The following is a 21,773-nucleotide window of genomic DNA, read 5'->3' on the forward strand; positions in this document are numbered from 1 at the left end:
TATTGTGGAGGTACAAGCTAGCACCTCCACAAGACAGAAGAACCTAAAATCTTAGAGAGATGAGTAGTTTTACTCAGTACAATTAGTTCACAGATTCCAGGGTAAAGGTCAAGGTATCTGTATACTCGCCTGCTGGTACATGTTGACCACTAGCGATATTAGCTGTCACTTGAACTTCATTCACTCCTGCAGCTACCGCAGCTGTATAGTCAGCAACAATCAAATTTCCCCCTGTGGCTGGATCTACCGAGCTATTAGTGGTCTCGCCTGCAACCGCTGCCGCTGTTACGGCAGTATATTCAATGGCATGGGAGCCATTTTGTAATTCTCCTCCGTTGTTTGATACAACACTCAACGTCCAGCCGTTTACATGGTTGTTACGAAGGCTTAGTTCTCCCATAACGAATCCTGTAGCACCGGCATCAGCCACAATTGGTGTAGGAGCGGCTGGAGCAAAGGTAATTTCGTTAATTAGATGTACGACACCCGTTACGTCATCACCAGAATCAACTGAAAGTGGATCATCTTCCGCCATCGCAGCAGGTCCAACGAGGAGGGATGCGCCGATGAGGAGGCTGGAGGCGAGAAGGGAATTGCGGAAGGTTTTAGCAAACATGGTGTGGGTCTCCTGAACACAGTGTTAATGAAGAAGATTTTTTTGGAATGAGTTGGCGGTGGTTTTGCCCTCTTGTAGCTTTGAGGGAGTTTGCCAGCCGTGGGGCTCATGCCTTTTCTTGCTTCATGGTTTAACTATAGCCAGGGGCCAGGGTATTGCTATCAGCAAAAGTACAGAAATTTCGATAGTTTTGACTCTAAAACTTTCAATCAGTCGAAATAGAAATCGCTTCAAATAAATCATTATAGAATCAATACAAAAATCTTCCGGATTCGTGAACGCCTTTGTTGACGGGGCTCTTGATGCTCCTTGTGACTATTTATTTATAAAACTTAAGCTTGGTTCTTATTAGAAAAAACGTGAGAGGTGTAAAAAGTCTCGACTAAATCGAGGGAATTACAGAGATAAGTATTTATGCCTCAAAATCTATAAGGGTCATCAATAAACAGCTTTCAGGCTATCTCGGATCAGCTGCAACATTCCGTTACCAGTGGCTGGTAAAAATACGGTTAACGTTGTCGGCATCGTTTAAGGAGAGGAATGTAATTAAATGATGCCGTTGCGACCAAAGGGGGGATCTCAAACTCTGCCAAAGACCGAGATGTTTCTATTTCCCTTCGCTCTGTTACTCTGTGTCTATCTCCCACCCCTGGGCGGCTTGATGCATCCAAGTCACTGCTTGATGCGATCGCCCTGCATCACCCCCTCTGCTTTCCCCTTGGCAGGGGCTACTTGATACACACAAGATTACCAACTTTGGCCCCCCTAGCCCCCGGACTTGATAGCAACGCTGAAGTTGGGTATCAGGTTTCGGGTGCCAGGGGCTACGCCAGAAACCTAGATTGCAAGGTTTGGCTCAAGGTCTGCATCAGGGCCGGGATCACCAAAGGGGCCGATAAATAGGCCGTTCCCAGTCCTTGGGCGTGAGTGGGGGTACTGCCCACCACAAGGTAAGGCAACCGGGGATTAATCTGATGCATACGGCGCAGCATGGCTGGGCCATTGAGGGTGGGCAAGGTTACATCAAGCACCACAGTGCTCAGTTCCGACTGGTGTTGAATGTAAAGGGCGATCGCGTCGGCCCCTTCTTCTGCAAACAGGACTCGATACCTGTAGCTCTCAAGCACGGCTTGCAGCAGTTCACGCTGGTCGTCATCGGCCACGACCAGTAGCAGCAGGGCATCTTGCCCCTCGATCGCCGGTAGACAGGCCACAGCAATGTCATCATCGATCGCGGTCCGTGCCGCTGGCAGGTAAACGCTGACGCAGGTGCCCATCCCAGGTTGACTCTCCACGGTTAACCAACCGCCATGGCTTTTGACCAACCCCTGGGCAGTAGATAGCCCCAAGCCCGAGTGGCCGGCTTGGGCTTGGGTGGTAAAGAACGGTTCGCAACTGCGATCGCAGACGGCAGGGGGCATGCCTGTGCCAGTGTCGGTAACGGTCACCAAGACATGGCGGCCGGGGGGATGCTCCTCACACCCTCGCCACCACAGGTTACGGGCTTCCAGGTGCAGATGCCCACCATCGGCCATGGCGTCACAGGCATTCAGGCACAAATTCATAAACACCTGGTGCAGTTGGATGGCGTCCCCTGTCACCGTCCACAGGTGAGCCTGCCCCAGGCAGGAGGTCATATGAATGGTGGACGGTTGGGCTTCTTGCAGGGTTTGCACCAATTCCCCCAGCACATAGGCCAATTGCAGGTCTGTGCGTTTTCCCCTCATGCCCTGGGCAAACGACAACACCTGATCCGCCAGGCTGGCCCCTCGGTGGGCACTCGTTTGAATGCGGTTGAGCCATTGTTGCTGTTGCTGGTGGTCTAGGGTGGGTCGTTTTAGTATTTCGGTGGCCAGCACAATCGGCGTCAAAATGTTGCTCAGGTCATGGGCCAACCCCCCTGCCAGGGTACCAATGCTGTCCAGGTGGCGATCGCGCGATCGCTGGGCCTGATGCAACAGCTCGGCTTTTGACTGTTTGTAGGCCAGTAATTCGGCCTGCACCTGGCGGTAAAGCTCTGACTGTTGAATTGCCATCCCCACCTGGATCGCCAACTGCTGCATAATCTGCACCTCTTCCCCGTGCCAGGTCCGTGGGGCCGTACAGTGTTGGGCCACCAGCAAGCCCCACAATTTGTCATTCACTTGCAGCGGCACCACCAGATTGGCCTTCACCCCCAGACTCGCCAGTAGATCCACATGGCAGGGGGTTAGCCCTGCCTGGTGAATATCAGCCACCGCCTGCACCTGCCCTTGCTCATAGGCCGCCACCCAATGGGTCGCAAAGCACTCGTCATAGACCTGGCGCCCCTGCAACGATAGGCAATGGGGGGCACAGTCTTCGACCATAACCGTACCGCTCCAATCCGGTTGAAACTTAAATAAAAAGACCCGCTCCACTTGCAATAACTGGCGCACCTCAGAGACCGTGGTCTGCAACACCACATCCAAATCCAGGGACTGACGAATCCGCTGGATCAGATTGAACATCCGAACGAGGGTGTCACCAGCCGCCGGGATAGGGCCTACCCAACTGTGGGCTAGGGCTGTAGAGTGGCCCTTAGCCGGCACCAGCAACCAGTTTTCCTCGGTGGCCTTATGTATCTGATATGGGTCGGTACGGTTGCTCATGATGGCTGCCTCCTGCATCGGTATGCCCTCGCCATAGGGCAAGCTTGGCATCATCCCAGGCTTAGCTCTACCGTAAAAAATAAATCGCACAGACCGTATCAGGGATTTGCTGAGTTCGATCGGCCACGGCCCTGAAATTAGCCCCTGTCACCGGGTTAGCTTAGCCGCCCACTAAACCTCTGGGACATAGGTCAGCCCACCATTCCTGACACCCGATACCCGACACCCTCAGCAACGGTGGTCATAGTTCTGCCCGTCAGTCCTAATCCAACAACACCAGCCCTACCCGAATGGCGTAGCGCACCAGCCCAGCAATGTCGTGGATGTCGAGCCGGTCCATCAGTTGGGTGCGGTGGGTTTCGACGGTTTTGGTGCTGATGTAGAGTAACTCCGCAATCTCTTTGGTGCTTTTGCCCTCGGCAATCAGCTGCAAAATTTCCCGCTGTCGGGGGGTAATTTGGTCCAGCGGGTTACCCTCTTCCCCCAGGCGGCGCACATAGTCCGTCACCACATATTTAGAGACAGCTGGGCTCAGGTAGGTTTCCCCCCGGGCCAGCGCCCGAATGGCCAGTTCCAGTTCTTCGATGCCACTATCTTTGAGCAGATAGCCCAATGCCCCAGAGCGCAGGGCTTGGTAGACATACTCTTCGTTGGCATGCATCGACACAATCAGCACCCGCACCTGGGGAAAGTCGTGCACAATTCGCGCCGTCGCCTCTAGGCCGTTCATGGCTGGCATGGCAATATCCATTAGCACCAGGTGGGGTTTGAGGGTTTCCACCAGGTGCAGGGCGGTGCGGCCGTTGTCAGCTTCCCCAATCACTTCGATATCGGCCAAATCTTCGACTAGCGAACGGAAGCCTGCCCTGACCAGGGTGTGATTGTCAACTAGAATCAGCTTGATGGTAGCCATTGAACCTGTTTAACCCACTGAGATAGTTGCAACCTGACCATCACCTAAGGGCCGCCGCCCGATTTGCCAACCACAGTCGGCAAATTGGCGAGGGGAGCTTGCAGGTGAATACAAGTTCCCTGGGTAGGGGCGGAGGTAATGGTTAGCTGCCCTCCTACTAGCATTCCCCGTTCTTCCATGCCAAGCAGCCCCAGACTGGTGCCTTGTTGCTTGGTCTGCCGAATCGTGTCCAGCTCAAAGCCCACCCCGTCATCTTGGATGGATAGGTGTAGGGTTTGGCCCAGCTGTTCTAGGGTGACAGTGACCCTATGGGCTTGGGCATGGCGAGCCACATTGGTGAGGGCCTCCTGCACGATCCGAAAGCAGGCGGTTTCCATCGATGCAGGTAGTCCGGGGGGGGCGGCATCGCAGATCAGGGTAGCTTGCAGGCCGGTACGCTCGGCGTAGCGGCTAACGTACCAACGGAGGGCCGGTACTAGCCCCAGGTCATCCAGCATTGAAGGGCGCAGGTCCAGGGAAAGGTTGCGCACCTGTTGCAGGGCTCCTTCAACAATGTGAAAGCAATCCTGTAGGGGGGGCTGGGGCTGGGAGGTGGGCATTAACCGTTCCAGGCGGTGCAGATTGAGCTTGACGGCGGTCAGGGCCTGACCCACCTCGTCATGTAGCTCGTGGGCTAGAAATCGGCGTTCGGTTTCTTGGGCTTCTAAGAGCTGGCTCGACAGGGCATGTAAACGGGCGCGATCGCATTTCACCTGTTCAAACAAGCGAGCATTTTGCAGGGCAATGGCCAGGTGATCGGCCACTTCCTGGGCCACCTCTTCATGGTCACGGGTAAAGTGGCCTAACCGAGAGGAAACCAGCGTGATTTCACCAATCACCCCATCGTTAACCACCAGGGGAATGGCGATCATCGAGCGGATATGGGAGGTAGAGAATTGCCCCCAAAACCTAGATGGCGACTGCAAGGCAACATCTGGAATACGGTGGACCACCGCTGTCCGGTCGGGTTGGGTAAACACAAACTGATCAAATGGCAACACCGTGGCCGTTGTTGGTGCTGCGGTCCCCGTATAGGGCGCAGTCCAGTCAGCATCCGGGGTGAGGGGGGGGTGGCCCGCCAAAATCTCACCGGTTTCGGTGTCAGGGTTAAACAAAGCCACCAGCCCCTGGGGAGCACGAAGCACTTGGCACAGTAACAACAGTGCAGAGTGGGCAATGTCCTGGGATTTAAAGTTAGTCAGAATCGCCCGGTCCATATTGTGTAATCCCCGCAGGCGATGGGCGTACTGTTGCAGGGTGGTTTCAGCCAGTTTGGCTTGGGTGATGTCTTGCAGTACCACAATAAAATATTTGGGATTTTGAGCCTGATCGCGCACCAACGACACGGTTAGGTTGGCCCAGATGATGCGCCCGTCTTTGCAGACATAGCGCTGCTGCCGGGTATAGCTTTGGCGTTGCCCCAGCAGGGTTTCGTTGGCATAGCGCCGATCCTCCGCCAGGTCTTCCGGGTAGATAATGTCGTGCAGCAACTGGTCAATGAGTTCATAGGGGCCATAGCCCAGAATCTGGCTCAGGGTTGGGTTCAGCCACAGAAGGGAGCCGTCAGGGGCGACATGGGCGATGCCAACGGCGGCTTGTTCAAAGGTGAGCCGAAACCGATTTTCACTTTCAATCAGCGCTGTTTCGATCAACTTACGTTCGCTAATGTCTTGAATTGTGATTACAAAAAAGTCGGGACGGCCATTCTGCTGCGCCACCACTTTGATATCGACAGAGCCATAGACAATCAGCCCGTCTTTGCGAATAAATCGGGTTTCTATGGTGCAGGTGTCGACGGGGGTGTGGGTGAGCTGGGCAAACCAGTCCATGCAGGGGGCCAAATCATCGGGATGGGTAAGGTCAGCCCAGGTGGTCTGCTGCAATTCGTCACGGCTATAGCCTAAGATGCCGCACAGGCGATCGTTAAACCTGAGCCACGTTTTCGTATCTGAGCCAAGGATAGCCATGCCCAAAAAGGGCAGGTCGTAGAATAGCCGCAGGGTGGCTTCGGCCTGCTGCCGCTGGGCTGACTCTTGTTGCAGCTGATGGTTAATCGCCTGTAAGTCTTCTAGCCGTTGCCGAGCCTGGGTTTTTAGCCCCTGGTTGCTGGCCCGTAGGGCGGTTTCATCCCGGTAACGCTGGGTAATATCGTAGAGGCTGATGATGGCCCCATAGATCGACTGATCAGGGGTGAGTATGGGGCGGCTGTTGGCCAACACCATGTAGCGATCGCCGTTGGGATGGACAATCATCAGCTCCATATCTCGCAGGGTTTCCCCCCGCAGCCCCCGCCACAGGGGAAAGTCATCGGTTTTCAGCGGCGTGCGATCGCCCGGCATATATATCTGAACCGCTGCCGTTAACTCAGCCGCCGTGATGGTTGCGGTTTTGAGGCCCAAAAGTCGACAGGTTACCTGGTTGATCACAGTAATGCTCTGGTGGCGATCGCAGCATAAGATGCCGTCGTCTAGGTGCTCCAGCACGGCGCACAGGTCCAACTGATCAACTCCGGCCAGATCCCGGAGCTGCTGCTGAAAAACCTGTTTGGGCGGCGTTTGCGCCAAGGAACACAGGGGTGGGAGGCTGCCCTGACAGGCAAGCGGCTGAGGCAACTGGGCCGGGAGCCCATATCGGCTAACCTGCTCTGCTAAATGGTGAATGATTTGCTGCCCCAGGGTTTGCAGCCCCTGCCGTTGACTGGCGGTTAACCCCGTCGGCCTGGTGGCCCAAACCGACAACAAGCCAATCAGCTCATCGGCTGGCCCTAGCAGCGGCATGCCCCCATAGGCACTGGCACCATCCGGCCAATCTCCATGCTGCCGCTGCGCCAATTGGTCAGCATCGAGCCAGGTTGGCTCGACCACCGGGGGCCAAAATGGATCGTCCCCCCCAGGCCAGTTATAGGCCGCCTGACACCAATACTGCCCCCCATTGGTCAGGGTCAGCACCACGGTGGATACCGACCCCACCTGCCCAGCCAGATTGACCAAGTTGTCTAGCACAGGGTCAGGGTGAGGATGCAGCTGTTTTGGCCAAAGGGCTGGGGCCTGGGCTAAGGGTCCCTGAAACGCCAGGGCTTGATCAACCCCTACAGCGTTGTTTTCCCTGGAAATAGATGGATTAGGCATCAGCGCAAGGGGGCAATTGAACTAGCGTGACAGTCTGTACCAGGTCCAGCTCGGGTTTGCTCCCAGGCAAAACTCCACACCTGAACTTGGATTTGGTTTAAGCGTGCCTAATTTAGGGGCAGAGCTATCTAGATTTGCTGAAAAATTCACGGAACGTCACCCGACGCTAACCGCCAAACCCTTGGGTCGGATCAGCGATCGCGGCCATGGACACCCTAGTTATACCATTGGCCCTATCCTTTAAGAATTGGCGACTTGGTAGCGATCGCGACCTGCCACCTTAGCCGCATATAGGGCCTTATCGGCCTGCTCTATCAAACCTTCCATCGATTGACCAGGGTAGGGAACTGTGACCGCCACCCCTAAGCTGAGGGTGACCCAATCACTCACCTGAGAGCTAGCGTGGTCGATCTGCAGCCCCTTGATCTGCTGTTGAATCGCCTCAGCAACCGCCGTTGCCCCGGCTAGGGAGGTATTGGGCAACAGGGCCACAAACTCTTCGCCACCGTAACGAGCAACCAAGTCTGCCGGGCGCCTAGCCGTAGCCTGAATCGCCTGAGCCACAGCCTTTAGACAGTCATCCCCAGCCTGGTGACCGTAGGTGTCGTTAAACCCTTTGAAATAGTCAATATCCATCATAATCAGGGCCAAGGGCTGCTGTTCCCGGGTTGCCCGCCGCCATTCATGGTTTAACCTCTGATCAAACTGACGGCGATTCGCCACCTGGGTCAAGCCGTCAACATGGGCAAGCTGGTCTAAACGGGCATTAGCCGCTGCCAATTGGGCATAGAGTTCGGCCTGTTGAATCGCAATACCCACCTGGGTCGCCAACTGTCTGACCAGATCAATTTCGAGCTTTTCCCAGCGGCGAGGCCCAGAACACTGGTTCAAAATCAGCAGTCCCCAAAGGTGTGTTGTGGTGGCAATGGGGGCAATCATTAGAGACCGGATAGGTAATTGCCGAAACAGCTGCAACTCTGGGCTAGGGATGCTAGTGGTTTCTAGATCGGGGATAGAGTACAGCCGCCCCTGCTGGTAAAAATCAGGCTGAATACGCTGTAAGACCGCTTCAAGCTGGGTGTTCCCCTGCAAGGTCGAGCAGCTACCTTGGGCGCATTCCACCGCAATGTGCCCCACAGCAGACCCTTGAAATTGGTAGATAAAGGCGCGTTCGGCCTGCAAAAATTGCTGCACTTCCGTGACTGTGGTGGCCAGAATATTGTCCAGGTTCAGGGACTCACGAATGCGATCGGCAATGCGGTTCACCAAACGTTCTCGGGCAATTTGCTTTTGCAGGGCCGCCTTGGCCCGCCGCCGTTCATGCACTTGTCGCTGCAAGGTTTGATTAGACTGGCTCAGGTCTTGGGTGCGATCGGCCACAATTTCCCGCAGGGTATCAATGGCCATATGGGTCTCGATCAAATCTAGCCCTTGCATCAGGCTAGTGGGGGTAATCAACCCAATCAAACGCTCTTGCTCATCCACCACAGCCAGCCGACGCATTCCATAGGCCTGCATGTGCTGGTGGGCTTGCCAGAGCGTCACCTGGGGGTGAGTCGATCGCACCGGAGATGACATGATCTGGGCCGCTTGCCAGGTGTGCAGCGGCGGCGGCGATGCCTGCAACTGTAGTCGCAGGATATCTCGTTCGGTAACCATGCCCAGGGGGGGCAACCCAGGCTGCCCCGTTTGGGTAACGATCAAGCAGCTCACCTGGTGCTGATGCAGTTGTCGAATCAGGTCAAGCCCAGAGACCCCAGGGTGGACACAAATCACCTGGGGCACCATCACCTCTTCCACTCGGCGCAGCCGTAGCAGATCAATCGGTTTTAGCAACTGGCGAATGCCCTCATAGGTGAGCACACCTGTCAGGGTGCCCTGGGCAGAGACAATGGGCAGATGGCGCACCCGAGCATGACGCATCTGGGTTAGCACCATCAAAACATTATCCAGTTGAGTCTCGGTTAATACCATGGGGTGGCGCTGCATAGCTTGGCCCAGGGTGAGTGGCCCCAGGGGCTGGCGTTCAGCCATCAGCCGGACTAGATCGCGCTCAGTAAACAACCCCACTGGGTGCTGGTGGTCGTCGATGACGATCACGTAGCTACGCTTGGCTTGACTCATACAGGCCAAAACCTGAGTCAGAGCGTCATTGGCAGCCATGACTAAAGGCTGCCGCTCTATTGCCTGAACTAGAGGAAAGATCGAGTTAGCTGGCATGGGATCAAGGGGTAAGAAACATTGCCATTCCCTGCTATGAGGGTGCCTAGTTTAGGCTCAGCCTTATCCACGGCCCTGTAAAAAGTTCATAGAACGTTGTGTCTATGGATACCTCGTACTGCCTGGCAAAAATATGACCACCGTTGCTGAGGGGGCAGGTGCTAGGTGTCAGAGGCTATCGATCGATGGGTACGCACGCTTTGCCCATCCTACGGGGGTATTTTTTATCCAAAAATCGCCTTAGCTACAGGGAAACCGCCGAGCGGTCTCGCTGGTCAACGATCGCTGTTCCAGCGGCAGTAATCGGCTTAATTCCGCCCAGATCCAGGATTTGGGGAATTAAATCTTCCCGGCGAACCGCCATCAGGTGAACCCCCTGACAGATTTGGTGAGCCGCTTTTACCTGTTCACCGGCAATTTTGATTCCCTCTTGCAGGGGGTCGGCGGCGGCGGCCAGGCGATCGACAATGGTTTGGGGAATTTGGGCGCCCGGCACGTTGCGGTTGATAAAGTTGGCGTTTTTGGCCGACTTCAGCAAAAAGATACCGGCCAGCACCGGACGGTTAGACCCGGCGGCAACTTGGTCCATAAACTTAGCCAGGCGGTCAAAGTCAGTAATCAACTGACTCTGGAAAAATTGGGCTCCGGCCTGCACTTTGGCCTCAAACCGGCGCTGGAGCCCTGACCAACTGCGGGACTGGGGATCCACTGCTGCCCCACAAAACAGATCCAACGGGCCGTCGGTCAGGGGCTTTTCGTGGCTGTCTGCCCCGCCATTCAACTGGTGAATCAGCTTTAACAGGCGCACCGATTCTAGGTCAAATACCCCCCGGGCCTCGGGGTGGTCCCCCGCTTTCACCGGGTCACCGGTTAGGGCTAACAGGTTGCGCAGGCCCAGGGCATGGGCCCCCAACAGATCCGCCTGCAGGGCAATGCGGTTGCGATCGCGGCAGGCCATCTGACAAATGGCCTCTATCCCTTCCTGTTGCAACAATACCGCCGCCGCCAAGGAGGCCATGCGCATTACCGCCCGACTGCCGTCGGTCACATTCACCCCATGCACGCGCCCCTTTAACATCCGGGCCTTGGCCAGCATATGGCTGGGGTCGCCACCCTTGGGGGGCATCACCTCTGCAGTGACCAGAAAATCTCCCGCTTGGGCAGCGGTCCGGAATCGATAACCCAGGGGTGCAGCAGTCAAACAAAATCTCCTTGAAAAGCATTCTCAACAGGCGTTTGGCTAGTATAACCTGTTGGGGGAGCGGGACTGGAGCCAGGATCGGCTGGAACACAACGCCTCTGAACCAGTGTTCTAGGAGACTTCCCAGCAAGAAAATTCCGCGTTTAGTCAGCGATCGTAGCTTTCGTAGGGTGGGCATTGCCCACCACTCACCCACCACTCAGTAGAACATGTCCTAAAAGTCAGCTTACGGTGCCAGATATCAAGTTGCAGGCGTAGTAGCTGACCGAGGCCGCGAGGTATAAGTGCCAACCCAGGTTAAACGGGATGGGAAAAGCCGAGGGCGTCTTTAACTTTGGCCAGGGTGGGATAGGCCACAGCGGCCGCCTTTTCCTGCCCGGTTTTCAGGATTTGCTCCAGGTAGGCGCGATCGCCCATTAAGGCATTAAACTTAGCCTGAATCGGAGCCAACGCCTGCACCGCCGTCTCTGCCAGCAGGGGCTTAAACTGACCCCAGCCCATGTCTTGGCACTCTGCGACCACTGCCGCTTTGGTCTGGCCCGACAGCACCATATATAACCCCAGCAGGTTGTGGCACTCGGGTCGGGCTGGGTCATCAAACCACAGCCCCCGCTCAGGATCGGTCTTAGCCCGCTTAATTTTTTTGGTAATCACCTCCGGCGAATCGGTCAAATCAATCCGGCTTTGTTCAGACGGGTCAGACTTCGACATTTTCTTTGTGCCATCGGTGAGACTCATCACCCGCGCCCCCGCCTCACGGATCATCGGCTCTGGCACTTTCAAAATCGGGGTATCTTCGCTGCCATACTGAAAATTGAGCCGGGCAGCAATGTCGCGGGTGAGTTCCAGGTGCTGCTTTTGGTCTTCCCCCACTGGCACCAGGTCAGGCTCATACAGCAAAATGTCTGCCGCCTGCAGCACCGGGTAATCCAATAACCCGATGCTGACGTTTTCTCCCTGCTTCACCGCCTTTTCTTTGAACTGAATCATCCGCTCTAACCAGTTGAGGGGGGTAATGCAGTTAAATAACCAAGCCAACTCGGCATGGGCGGATAGGTGCGACTGCACAAAGATCGTCGCCTGCTCGGGGTCAATGCCACAGGCGATGTAAGTAGCGGCGACCTTGTAGGTATTGTCTGCTAAGCGTTGGGGGTCATGGGGCACGGTGATGGCATGCAAATCGGCCATGAATAAAAAAGCATCGTACTGGTCTTGCAGCTCGACCCAGTTGCGAATCGCCCCCAGATAGTTACCCAGATGTAGGTTGCCGGTGGGTTGAATGCCAGAAAGAATGCGCTGTTTGGCCATAGTCATTGATAGTGGTGGCAGGGACGATAAAGCGTCTCTAAGGGTAGATCGGCCGCCTGGCGGCAGGTAACTCTCCCAAGGGACATCTGAGCTGGATCAGCCCACGTCCCTTACGAATCTACCCCATCCCTGCCATTCCAGGCATCTCGCCGTCTAGCTTTCGTGATGAGTGACCTTTGGGAAATGCCTGGTATTCCTGGGGAAACAGGTATCTAGATTGACGTTTTGGCGGGGGGATAGGAGGGTTCGGCTGGGGCTGGGCCAGGGTTAAGCTGACCGCCAAACCGGCGTAACTCCAGCAGCTTAATGCCAATTTGGGACTCGTACTGGCTCAGCAGGCGGGCGTAGATGTAGCCTGCCCGGCCATCCAAAAAGCCGAGTTGTACACCGTACACCAGCCAAAACCGCAGTAGGGGGCGGCAGGGTAAACGCACCCAGATGGTTTTTAGAAATCGCTTGCGCTGCACCGGATTGCCGAACAGGTTGGGGGCAATGGTGTCTCCTCGATCTCGGCCGGTAAGCAGGTTGTAGTAGACCCTGGCTTCCCAGTTAGAGTAGCGGTTGTGGCGGGCCAGCCAATGGTACAGGTCTCGCAGGTCTTCGTGGATGATGTCATGGCGCAAGTAGCCCACGGCCCCCTCGATGATCACATGTTCGTGGACTTCGTTGTCGCCAGTGTTGGGAATATCGGCGGTGTGTAGGTTTTCGTAGCGGCCCTGGCGATGGCGAAACAGGCGCAGGTTCCAGTCGGGGTATTTGCCGCCGTGGCGAATCCAGGTGCCCAAAAACCAGACTCGCCGGTTGAGGTAGTAGCCGTCGTAACTGCCCTGATGAATGGCCGTAGCGATTTCATCCCATAAAGCAGGGGGAATGCGCTCATCACAGTCGACAATCAACACCCACTCATGGCTAAAGGGCAGATGGTCTAAGGCCCAGTTTTTCTTTTTGGGCCAGTCACCACTGAACTGAAATTGGATGACCTGGGCTCCGGCCGCAGCGGCGATCGCGGCGGTGCGATCGCTACTCTGGGAGTCCACCACAAAGATCTCGTTGGCCCGTGCCAAACTCGCCAAGCAGGCCGGCAGGTTGCGCTCTTCATTTTTGGCCGGAATTAGCACAGAGACCGGCACTTTGTCAGGGCATGGGGTCATGGGGAGGGCCTTTAACAGCATCAGCGTCCACCACGGGGCGCAGCCGGCTATAGGCTAAGTGGCCAATGCCGCTGCACACATAGCCGAGCTGACCATAACTATAGGCCAGGTGTTCAAACCGTTGGCTAGGATCACCCCCAGGGCTTAATCCCTTCCTTAGCCCCCGCACCAGGTTGAGGCTGCGACTTCCTATGCTCCCCAGGGTAAGGGTTTGCTCTAGCCGATCGCGATGACATTCGCTGATGCCCTGCCACCAGCTACGGTGCAAAAACCAGCGACGGCGCAGGCGGTTTGGGGCGACCTGGTGGGTGACTTCTGCCTGGGGCACATACAACACCCCCAATCCGGTGGCCAACACCCGTTGGGTCATGTACAGTTCTTCGTTGGATAACAGGCTGTGACCTACCCGCCCCAAATCCACATTAAACCCCCCCATGACCTGCCACACCGACTTTTGAATGGCGTAGTTCAGCCCCCGGGGCGTTTGCCGAGGATTGGTAATGGGCCGCATGGCTGGCCCTAAATCGTAAATCCCCAGGGTTTCCAGCATACCTGGGGATAGCCAAAGCGGCGGATTATAGCCTGGGGGCCAGGCCAGACGTACCCGCCCACCTGCGATCGCCACCGACGACGGGGGGGCAAAAGCCATCGCCAGAGCCGCCAGCCACCCGGTTGCCGCCTCGGCATCGTCATCCAGGTAGGCCAGAATCTGCCCCCGGGCTACCTGCGCTCCCCGGTTACGAGCCGTGGATAGCCCTAGGGTGCCTTCATACACATAGGTGATGGGCGGGTCAGGCCCAAAGGCCTCAATTACCTGGCGGGTATTATCGGTCGAGGCGTTATCGATAATGATGATTTCGTAGGGGTGGTAGGTCTGCGATCGCAGGCTATCCACCGCCGCCTTCAGGTCGTTAGCGCGGTTATGGGTACAGATAATGGCTGAAATCAGCGGTTGATCCATGACCTAGTAAAGAAAGGCAGAGGGCAGAGGGCAGAGGGCAGCTATCCACTCAGCCCTATGGGGTGAGCACAACATGACAGAAACACCTCAAGTCCCTTAGTGTTTGGATCCTAGACTAAGCCACTATCTAGTGGCGCGATATAGTGAAAAACGGTCGTTTTGCTAACGGCCTAGTCCATCATTCGGCACCTATCAGGAGACCCCTCACCCATGGCCAAGGGTTTGTTCGCCACCGATGACGCCATCGACCTAGCTCCATTGATTGACCACTCGTTATTGAGCCCCACCGCCACCCCAGACCAGGTTAGCCAGTGGTGTGCCGATGCCGATCGCTACGGGTTTGCATCGGTATGTATTTCTCCCTGCTACGTAGGTCAGGCCGCTGATTTATTGCACCAGCGGCCGGTCCAGGTGTGTACTGTGATTGGTTTTCCCACCGGGGCCACCACCACCGCCACCAAACTCTACGAAGCCCAGGAAGCCGTCGAGCGAGGGGCCACCGAACTAGACGTGGTGATTAACCTGGGCTGGCTCAAGTCAGGGCAGCAAGATGCCATCCACCGAGAGATCGCCCTCCTGTGTGAAGAAACCGGCCAGCCAGTCAAGGCCATCCTAGAAACGGCCCTACTCACCCCGGCAGAAATTACCCTGGCCGCCGAACTCTGTATGGATGCCGGGGCCACCTTTTTAAAAACCAGCACCGGCTGGCATGGGGGGGCCACCATCGAGGTGGTCGAGCAACTGCGAGAGTTATCCAAGGGCCGGGTGGGCATCAAAGCCTCAGGCGGGATTCGGACTGCGGCCCAGGCGATCGCTCTGGTGCAAGCGGGGGCAACGCGCCTGGGCACCTCCCAGGGGCCAGAGTTGATGCGGCAGCAAAAAACCTCAGGGGGTGGCTAGTACAGAAAGGCAGAAGTAAAAAGGCAAAAGGCAGAAAGGGAATCTCGCTCTAGGCAGCGGTTTGGCTGACGGGAGTAGGTGAGTTATTTCTGCCGCAGACCACTAGTGGTCGGTCAAGGCCGCACCAGATCTCACGAATTAGCCGATGCCACCGCTGCCTTGTAGGCAATCCAGCCCCCGTATTCCGACACATCGGGCCAGCCGTGTTCGTCGATTAAGGTTTTAGGGTAGAGAAACGCGATCGCTGTGCCGCCTCCCACCAGTTGCACCTCATGGGGGTACATGTGGGGAGGTTCATTCTCTTTTAGGTAGGTGTATTGCTGCGGCGTCATGGCATAGAGTTCTCCAGGAATCGAAATCCCCCCTTCCCCGACTTCATAGATTCCAGGGTGCCAACCGTCCTTCACCGCGTGTAGCCGATAAATTGGGGCCGTTTGCGCCTCTCCCACAAAATCGGCCCCTTGCAAGTTTTGATTGTCGGGTTGGCCGCGCAGGGCCGATCCACAAATAAATACTGTAATCTGCTCTGTTGTATCAGTCATTGGTGTATCAGTCATTGGCTCCCTTTCCGTTGCCCATCAGGCTCACATTGTCCACTTTAGATCATCCACCTTAGAGGATTAGGGAACCCTGCTGATACTGAATTGTCTAAACCACTTCGCTACCAGGTTCTAAGACGGCCAAAAGACAGGTGGAGGCGGTGAAAGCAATCAGCGGGTGGTCCCCTCGCTGGGCCAGCTTAGCGGCGGTTGTCAGCAGTTTGTCAACCGTTTGGCCCTGCTTGAAGATGCTGTAGCCCTGGCCTTGGTACAACAGTCCATCAATGGGGTTAGCCATATCGGGTACCCGCAGCCGCTGTAGTTGGTAGGCACTGGGGTGGGTCAACAGTAGGCATGGCTTAGGACCAAACACCGGGTACACCCTATAGCCAGGGTTACGGTCAGGCGGGGCATAGCGGGCCCCAGGTTCATGGGCCCACACCGCATACCCTCGAACCGTTTGGGTCAGGGCCACATAGTCATCCCGTCTGCCCAGGCGCGCCATCACATCTAAGGCTTTTGACGCCTGGGTGGTGGTCTTAAAAAAGCTGTAGAACTGATTATCGACATATATCGCTGGCAGCCTGTGATCAATGTCGGGCACCCAAATATGGCAGGGGGTATACAGGCCGCGATCCAGTAAAAGCTTGCATTCAATGGCGTGGGGGGACAGGGGGCCAATCTGGGGGGACACGATTTCGAGAGAGGAATTTAAAGCCATGTTTATGGGGTAGGTCTCGGTTGGAGAACAGAGGAGGAATCAAAAATTAGGTCTAGAAAATTAGGGCAGTCATCTGGCCTAACCGCAAGATACCCAAAGTTCCTCAGGTTATCGCCACAGGCGATCGCCGATCAGCAGCCCTACTTCATAGCATCGGCAAATTCCAAACCAATCCCAATGTAGAAAAAACGGACTTTCACGTCCTGAAAGAATTACCACCCTGAGGAGATTACTGAGCCTAGCCGGGCTAAAGTGTCGAAATGTTAACGACGGGGTTAATTGGGAGGCACGGCAGAGACCTTAGAACCACCCAATAGAATTCAGCCCTATCGGGCAAACCCCTCAATATCAGTTGGTTGGCCCCCAGCGATTCCTGATATGGTGAACGTTGACTCCCCTATTTCTGGCTATGGTTACCACTGTAGAATCCCCGATTCCTGTTGTTTTTCCCCTGGCGGCGGTCGTTGAGCAGTCGGCCATCAAGATGGCGCTATTGCTGGCGGCAGTGGACCCTGGTTTGGGGGGGGTGGTAATTGCCGGTCGTCGAGGTACGGCAAAGTCGGTGATGGCCCGGGCGCTGCACCAGTTGCTACCCCCGATTGAGGTGGTAGAAGGCTCCTGCTGCAATACCGACCCCACCAATCCCCGCCAGTGGGATGACCAGACCCTAGAGCGATTTAGTCCCGACAGCCCTGATATCCCCACTCGGGTGATCCCGGCCCCCTTTGTGCAGGTGCCCCTGGGGGTGACCGAAGATCGGCTGCTGGGTTCAGTGGATGTGGCGAAGTCGATCCAGGCGGGGGAAAGTATCTTTCAGCCGGGGCTGCTGGCGGAGGCCCATCGGGGGGTGCTCTATGTAGATGAAATTAACCTGTTAGATGACCAAATCGCCAACCTGCTGCTGGCCACACTCACCACTCGCCGCAACCAAATAGAGCGGGAGGGCATTAGCTTCCAACATCCCTGTGAGCCCCTGCTGGTCGCCACCTATAACCCTGAGGAAGGGGTATTGCGAGAGCACCTGCTGGATCGCATTGCCATTGCCCTGTCCGCCGACGGCGTCATGACGCTAGAAGATCGAGTGGCCGTGGTCGATCAAACGGCCCAATTCGCCGCCGACCCCCAGAGCTTTTTGGCGGGCTATGCCGACGAAATGGACGCCCTAAAAACCCAGATTATCTTGGCCCGAGAGTGGCTTAAAGACGTCACCATCAGCCGAGAGCAAGTGCAATACCTGGTCACTGAAGCCCTACGGGGGGGTATTCAGGGGCACCGGGCAGAGTTGTTTGCAGTGCGGGTAGCCAAGGCCCATGCCGCCCTTGATGGCCGGGCTACGGTATCTGCCGACGACCTGCGGGTGGCGGTAGAGCTAGTGATTGTGCCCCGCTCGATGCTGCCCCAAGAGATGCCGGAAGAACCGCCGCCACCGCCACCGCCACCACCGACTGACCCAGACCAAGATCCCCAAGATAACCAAGACGACGACACCGATACCGATCAAGAAGAGGAGGATAACCCAGACAACCCCGAAGATAGCCCCCCCAGCATCCCTGAGGAGTTCGTGTTTGACCCAGAGGGGGTGATTTTAGACCCATCAATGCTGCTGTTTGCCCAAACCATGGGCCGTCAAGGGTCGTCGGGTCGCCAAAATTTGATCTTTTCTGAGGAACGGGGCCGCTACATCAAGCCGTTTTTGCCCCAAGGCCCTGTCCGCCGGATTGCGGTAGATGCTACCTTACGGGCCGCGGCCCCCTATCAAAAGGCTCGCCGTCAGCGACAACCCGATCGCCGGGTGATTGTCGAGCAAGGGGATATTCGAGCCAAACGCCTGGCCCGTAAAGCCGGCTCCTTGATAATTTTCGTGGTGGATGCCTCTGGATCTATGGCCCTAAACCGGATGCAGGCCGCTAAAGGGGCGGTGCTAAACCTACTGACCGAGGCCTACCAAAACCGCGACCAGGTGGCCCTGATTCCGTTTCGGGGCGAGCAGGCCGAGGTGTTATTGCCCCCTACCCGTTCCATTGCCATGGCCCGCAAGCGGCTAGAGCGGATGCCCTGCGGCGGTGGTTCGCCCCTGGCCCATGGCTTGACCCAGGCGGTGCGGGTGGGCACCAATGCCCAGCAGTCGGGGGACGTGGGTAGTGTGGTGATTGTGGCGATTACTGATGGTCGGGGCAATATTCCCCTGGCCCGCTCACTGGGGGAACCCATGGAGGCCGATGAAAAACCCGACATCAAGCAAGAATTGCTGGAGATCGCTGGCCGGATTCGAGGGGTAGGGTATCAGTTGTTGATCATTGACACTGAGCGCAAGTTTGTCTCTACCGGCTTTGGCAAAGAATTGGCTAAGGCCGCTGGAGGCCGCTATTACCAGTTGCCCAAGGCGACGGATCAAGCGATCGCCTCCATGGCCCGAGGCGCGATCGCCGATATGAAGACTGGGTAAAGCTGAGGATTCTGTCCCTGACTATAGCGTGTCCCAGCAACTAAGCGGGCAATCTTAGGGGGTACTGGCGAAGGTATCTGCCGTTTGTCCAGACCTATGGTTAATTGCTGTGCACCACCCCAAGTCTTCATGGAACGTCGCGTGTCATCGCTATCTCACGGCCAGCGGCTCTTAGCCGCCATTATGGTTACCGATGCCGTTGGGTTTAGCGCTCGCATGTCGATGGATGAAGGGCTAACCCTGCGGCTGATTGATCAAGACCTCACTGTGATTGCCGACACCTGTGAAGCCTTTGGCGGCACCGTGCTGAAATCCACCGGAGATGGTCTGTTGATGTACTTCCTCAGTGCCGTGGAGGCGGTCTCCTGTGGGTTGGAGATGCAACGACGGCTGATTGAGCAAACCAGCGGGCTAGACCCCACCCAGTATCTGGATCACCGCATTGGCATTCACCTAGGGGATATTCTGGTGAGTGAGCAGGATGTGATGGGCAATGGAGTGAATATTACCGCCCGGCTACAGACCTATGCGAAACCCAGGGGACTGTGCGTTTCCCAAACCATTTATGACGTGGTGAAGGCCCGTTTAGTGCTACACGCCACATTTTTAGGCCCGTTACACCTAAAAAATATCCAGGAACCTGTACCCGCCTACCAACTGGCGCTGGACCCCGAAGCCCTAGAGACCGACCAGCCGTTGACTGGGGCAGAGGGTGGCTGCACCCTGCCGATGACAGCAGAGGGATTACTGTCGGTTGCAGTGCGTAACCTATCCACCGATCACCACAGCCTGCGGATTAAAAAGCTGGTGTTTGCCACCTATCAACAGGCTTGGGAAAACGACCCCAAAGTACTAGAGCAATTTGATTTGCGATCGCTGTTGGTTCACCTCCAGCAGCGCTACCCCAGCCTAGAGGAGCTAGAAGAGCAGCTAGAGCAAGTGGTGATGGGGCTGAATCGTCCTGATCTGTACAGCGATATTGCCGCCACAGTATTACGTCAAGTTCAGCCCTGGTACCTGCGATCGCCAGATGTCACCGACGATGCAGCCAGCTGCGATGACGAGCCCACCCAAATCACCATTCGCACCCTAGAGGAGCGCTGCCGCACCGCCGCCAGGCAGATCAGTCAAAGTCCAGAATCCCTGAGAATGCGTAAGTTGCTCTACTGCCTCTGCCACAATGCCTGGGAAAACAACCCCACAGTACTGCACCAAATTGATTTACCCACCCTGGTCCAGGAAACCCTAAACCTAGTCCCGACTAATCAGGATGTGCGCTACCACCTCAGCCGCATCCTCAAACATCTAAATCGTCGAAGCCTCTACACCCAGGTGGCCAACGAACTATTGAGCTATATGCAGCCGCTGTATGCCAGCCAAACGGGGGCAGCGCAACTTTCTGATGGCGACTCCCCAGCCCCTGAAGCTGCTCTAGCCACCCTACATAGAGATTCCTCTGGGGAGACGATGGTCACTCGAATTGCCCCTTCTCCCCCAGTGGAATTCACCACCCTCCACGCCGACCTGTCTAACCCGGCGGTGGCCCCGACGGTGGTTCAACCTGTGGCGGCGATGGCCCCAAAACAAGGGCGCTCCACTCTGTTTGATTTGCGCCTAGAGATCATTCAGTACACTAGCCCCCTACGGGCGAAAATTCTCCTATACTCCTGTTTGCATGGTCCCTTTGGCTACACTCGACAAGACTGGTCACAGTTAAAACGCTGCACCCTCGATAGCCTGCTGCGTCAAGTGTTCGACTACTGCCCCAGCTACGCCGATTTAGACAGTAAACTGACGATCATCGCCCGCTGTTTAGGCCAGGATGCCCCCATGGAACAGGTGGCCGGGTCCATTGTTCAAGCCATGCGAGCTTACTATCCAGCCGATCCTGAGGCGGCTTTCGTGCCCGCTGCTGTGTCCCATGGGACTACCCATGGCGCAGCAGGGGTAGTCCATTCTACGCCTGTGTCTCTGGCCTAATTCCTTGGGGGCGATCCCGAAACCTATGAACGCAACCGAACTACTTGATGCTTACGCCCGGGGGGAAACCGACTTTAGGGGCAGTACCCTAGTGGGCATTGACCTGGCGGGGGCCGATTTAATTGGGGCTAACTTAGCTCAGGCGGACCTGGAAAATGCCAACCTGATGCTGGCCTTTTTAAACCGGGCTCACTTGCGTCAGGCTAACTTATCTCGGGCTTGTTTAGCCGGGGCTAACCTCAACCAAGCGAATTTATCGGCGGCCATCTTACAGGATGCGGACCTGCATGGGGCCAGCTTGCAGGGGGCAGACTTGCGCAGTGCGGTTATGACCCTGGCGGATTTGCTTGACACCAACTTACTCGGGGCCGACCTGCGCAATGCGGATTTGAGTGGGGCCAATTTAACTGGAGCTTGTTTGCGGGGGGCTAACCTGCGCCAAGAAAACCGGAAGTATGCCGCCAATCTGCGGGGGGCTAACCTGCGCCTGGTGGACCTGCGGGGCACTAACCTATCTGGAGCGGATCTGGCCCATGTGGATTTGAGTCAGGCGAATTTGAGCGAAGCCATTTTGCGGGATGCGAATCTGCGGGGGGCTAACCTGGAAGGGGCGCTGTTAAGACATGCCAACCTCAGTGATGTGGATCTCAGTGGCAGCAACCTGAATAATACGGACCTGACCCACTGCCGCTTCAACCGAGGTAACCTGTCCCAGGCCAGCTTGAACCACGCTATGGCCCGGGGGGCAGACTTTAGCGATACCCAAATGGCCCAGGCCCAAGCCAACTATGCCGACCTGTTTGAAAGCCGCCTGACCCGGGCCGACCTGGCACGGATTAGTTTACGGGGTGCCAATTTGCAGAAAGCTTTGCTGGTGGATGCCTATCTGGGGCGGGCCGATCTGACCGATGCAGATCTGCGCCAGGCGGTGTTAGAGCGAGCCGAAATTAGCAGCACGACGATGACCCATAGCCGCCTGGACGGAACTACAATGCCTGATGGTACGATCCATCCGTGACC

At 56.4% G+C, this 21,773-nt stretch carries 15 protein-coding genes; 4 read left to right on the forward strand and 11 right to left on the reverse strand.

What is annotated here, in order from left to right; genetic code table 11:
* Positions 1-82: 82 nt before the first annotated feature.
* The 9 genes from E1H13_RS13975 to E1H13_RS14015 form a co-directional block, all read right to left on the reverse strand.
* On the reverse strand, positions 83-616 hold the full coding sequence (locus E1H13_RS13975; protein ID WP_169614031.1) for a hypothetical protein: 534 nt from the start codon (positions 614-616) through the stop codon (positions 83-85).
* An 824-nt stretch (positions 617-1,440) separates the two neighbouring features.
* Positions 1,441-3,246 (reverse strand): GAF domain-containing protein, encoded by a 1,806-nt coding sequence (locus E1H13_RS13980; RefSeq protein WP_169614032.1) that lies wholly within the window; start codon positions 3,244-3,246, stop codon positions 1,441-1,443.
* A 262-nt stretch (positions 3,247-3,508) separates the two neighbouring features.
* On the reverse strand, positions 3,509-4,159 hold the full coding sequence (locus E1H13_RS13985; RefSeq protein WP_169614033.1) for a response regulator transcription factor: 651 nt from the start codon (positions 4,157-4,159) through the stop codon (positions 3,509-3,511).
* A 44-nt stretch (positions 4,160-4,203) separates the two neighbouring features.
* A complete protein-coding gene (locus E1H13_RS13990) occupies positions 4,204-7,326 on the reverse strand; it encodes a PAS domain S-box protein (RefSeq protein WP_169614034.1) in 3,123 nt (1,040 codons plus the stop codon).
* 240 nt (positions 7,327-7,566) lie between these two features.
* Positions 7,567-9,546, reverse strand: a complete 1,980-nt coding sequence (locus tag E1H13_RS13995) for a diguanylate cyclase (protein WP_169614035.1) — start codon at positions 9,544-9,546, stop codon at positions 7,567-7,569.
* Between the two features lie 244 nt (positions 9,547-9,790).
* Positions 9,791-10,747, reverse strand: coding sequence for a methylenetetrahydrofolate reductase (locus tag E1H13_RS14000; RefSeq protein WP_256378524.1), 957 nt, complete (start codon positions 10,745-10,747; stop codon positions 9,791-9,793).
* A 297-nt stretch (positions 10,748-11,044) separates the two neighbouring features.
* Positions 11,045-12,055, reverse strand: coding sequence for a tryptophan--tRNA ligase (gene trpS, locus E1H13_RS14005; RefSeq protein WP_169614036.1), 1,011 nt, complete (start codon positions 12,053-12,055; stop codon positions 11,045-11,047).
* Positions 12,056-12,267: 212 nt separating this feature from the next.
* Complete coding sequence (locus tag E1H13_RS14010) at positions 12,268-13,206, reverse strand: glycosyltransferase family 2 protein (RefSeq protein WP_169614037.1); 939 nt, start codon at positions 13,204-13,206, stop codon at positions 12,268-12,270.
* Positions 13,190-14,167, reverse strand: a complete 978-nt coding sequence (locus E1H13_RS14015; RefSeq protein WP_169614038.1) for a glycosyltransferase family A protein — start codon at positions 14,165-14,167, stop codon at positions 13,190-13,192. Before E1H13_RS14015 ends, E1H13_RS14010 begins: the two co-directional genes overlap by 17 nt.
* A 210-nt stretch (positions 14,168-14,377) precedes the next feature.
* Here E1H13_RS14015 and deoC point away from each other — a divergent pair, with 210 nt between their 5' ends.
* Positions 14,378-15,067, forward strand: coding sequence for a deoxyribose-phosphate aldolase (gene deoC / locus E1H13_RS14020; protein WP_169614039.1), 690 nt, complete (start codon positions 14,378-14,380; stop codon positions 15,065-15,067).
* 131 nt (positions 15,068-15,198) lie between these two features.
* Here the strand turns inward: deoC and E1H13_RS14025 are convergent, their stop codons facing one another.
* Together E1H13_RS14025 and E1H13_RS14030 are read right to left on the reverse strand one after the other, a co-directional pair.
* Positions 15,199-15,609 carry a gamma-glutamylcyclotransferase gene (locus E1H13_RS14025; RefSeq protein ID WP_169614040.1) on the reverse strand — a complete coding sequence of 137 codons (411 nt, stop codon included), beginning with the start codon at positions 15,607-15,609 and terminating at the stop codon, positions 15,199-15,201.
* A gap of 106 nt (positions 15,610-15,715) precedes the next feature.
* Positions 15,716-16,327: a hypothetical protein gene (locus E1H13_RS14030; RefSeq protein WP_169614041.1), complete on the reverse strand. Its 612-nt coding sequence runs from the start codon at positions 16,325-16,327 to the stop codon at positions 15,716-15,718.
* 409 nt (positions 16,328-16,736) lie between these two features.
* Here E1H13_RS14030 and bchD point away from each other — a divergent pair, with 409 nt between their 5' ends.
* The 3 genes from bchD to E1H13_RS14045 all read left to right on the forward strand — a co-directional run bounded on the left by bchD (position 16,737) and on the right by E1H13_RS14045 (position 21,771).
* Positions 16,737-18,773: a magnesium chelatase ATPase subunit D gene (gene bchD, locus E1H13_RS14035; RefSeq protein WP_169614042.1), complete on the forward strand. Its 2,037-nt coding sequence runs from the start codon at positions 16,737-16,739 to the stop codon at positions 18,771-18,773.
* Between the two features lie 129 nt (positions 18,774-18,902).
* A complete protein-coding gene (locus E1H13_RS14040; protein ID WP_206070494.1) occupies positions 18,903-20,753 on the forward strand; it encodes an adenylate/guanylate cyclase domain-containing protein in 1,851 nt (616 codons plus the stop codon).
* Positions 20,754-20,778: 25 nt separating this feature from the next.
* The gene (locus E1H13_RS14045; protein ID WP_169614044.1) at positions 20,779-21,771 is read left to right on the forward strand and encodes a pentapeptide repeat-containing protein; all 993 of its coding nucleotides are present in this window, start codon (positions 20,779-20,781) and stop codon (positions 21,769-21,771) included.
* Positions 21,772-21,773: the final 2 nt, after the last annotated feature.

Source organism: Nodosilinea sp. P-1105 (genome assembly GCF_012911975.1).
Taxonomy (GTDB): Bacteria; Cyanobacteriota; Cyanobacteriia; order Phormidesmidales; family Phormidesmidaceae; genus Nodosilinea.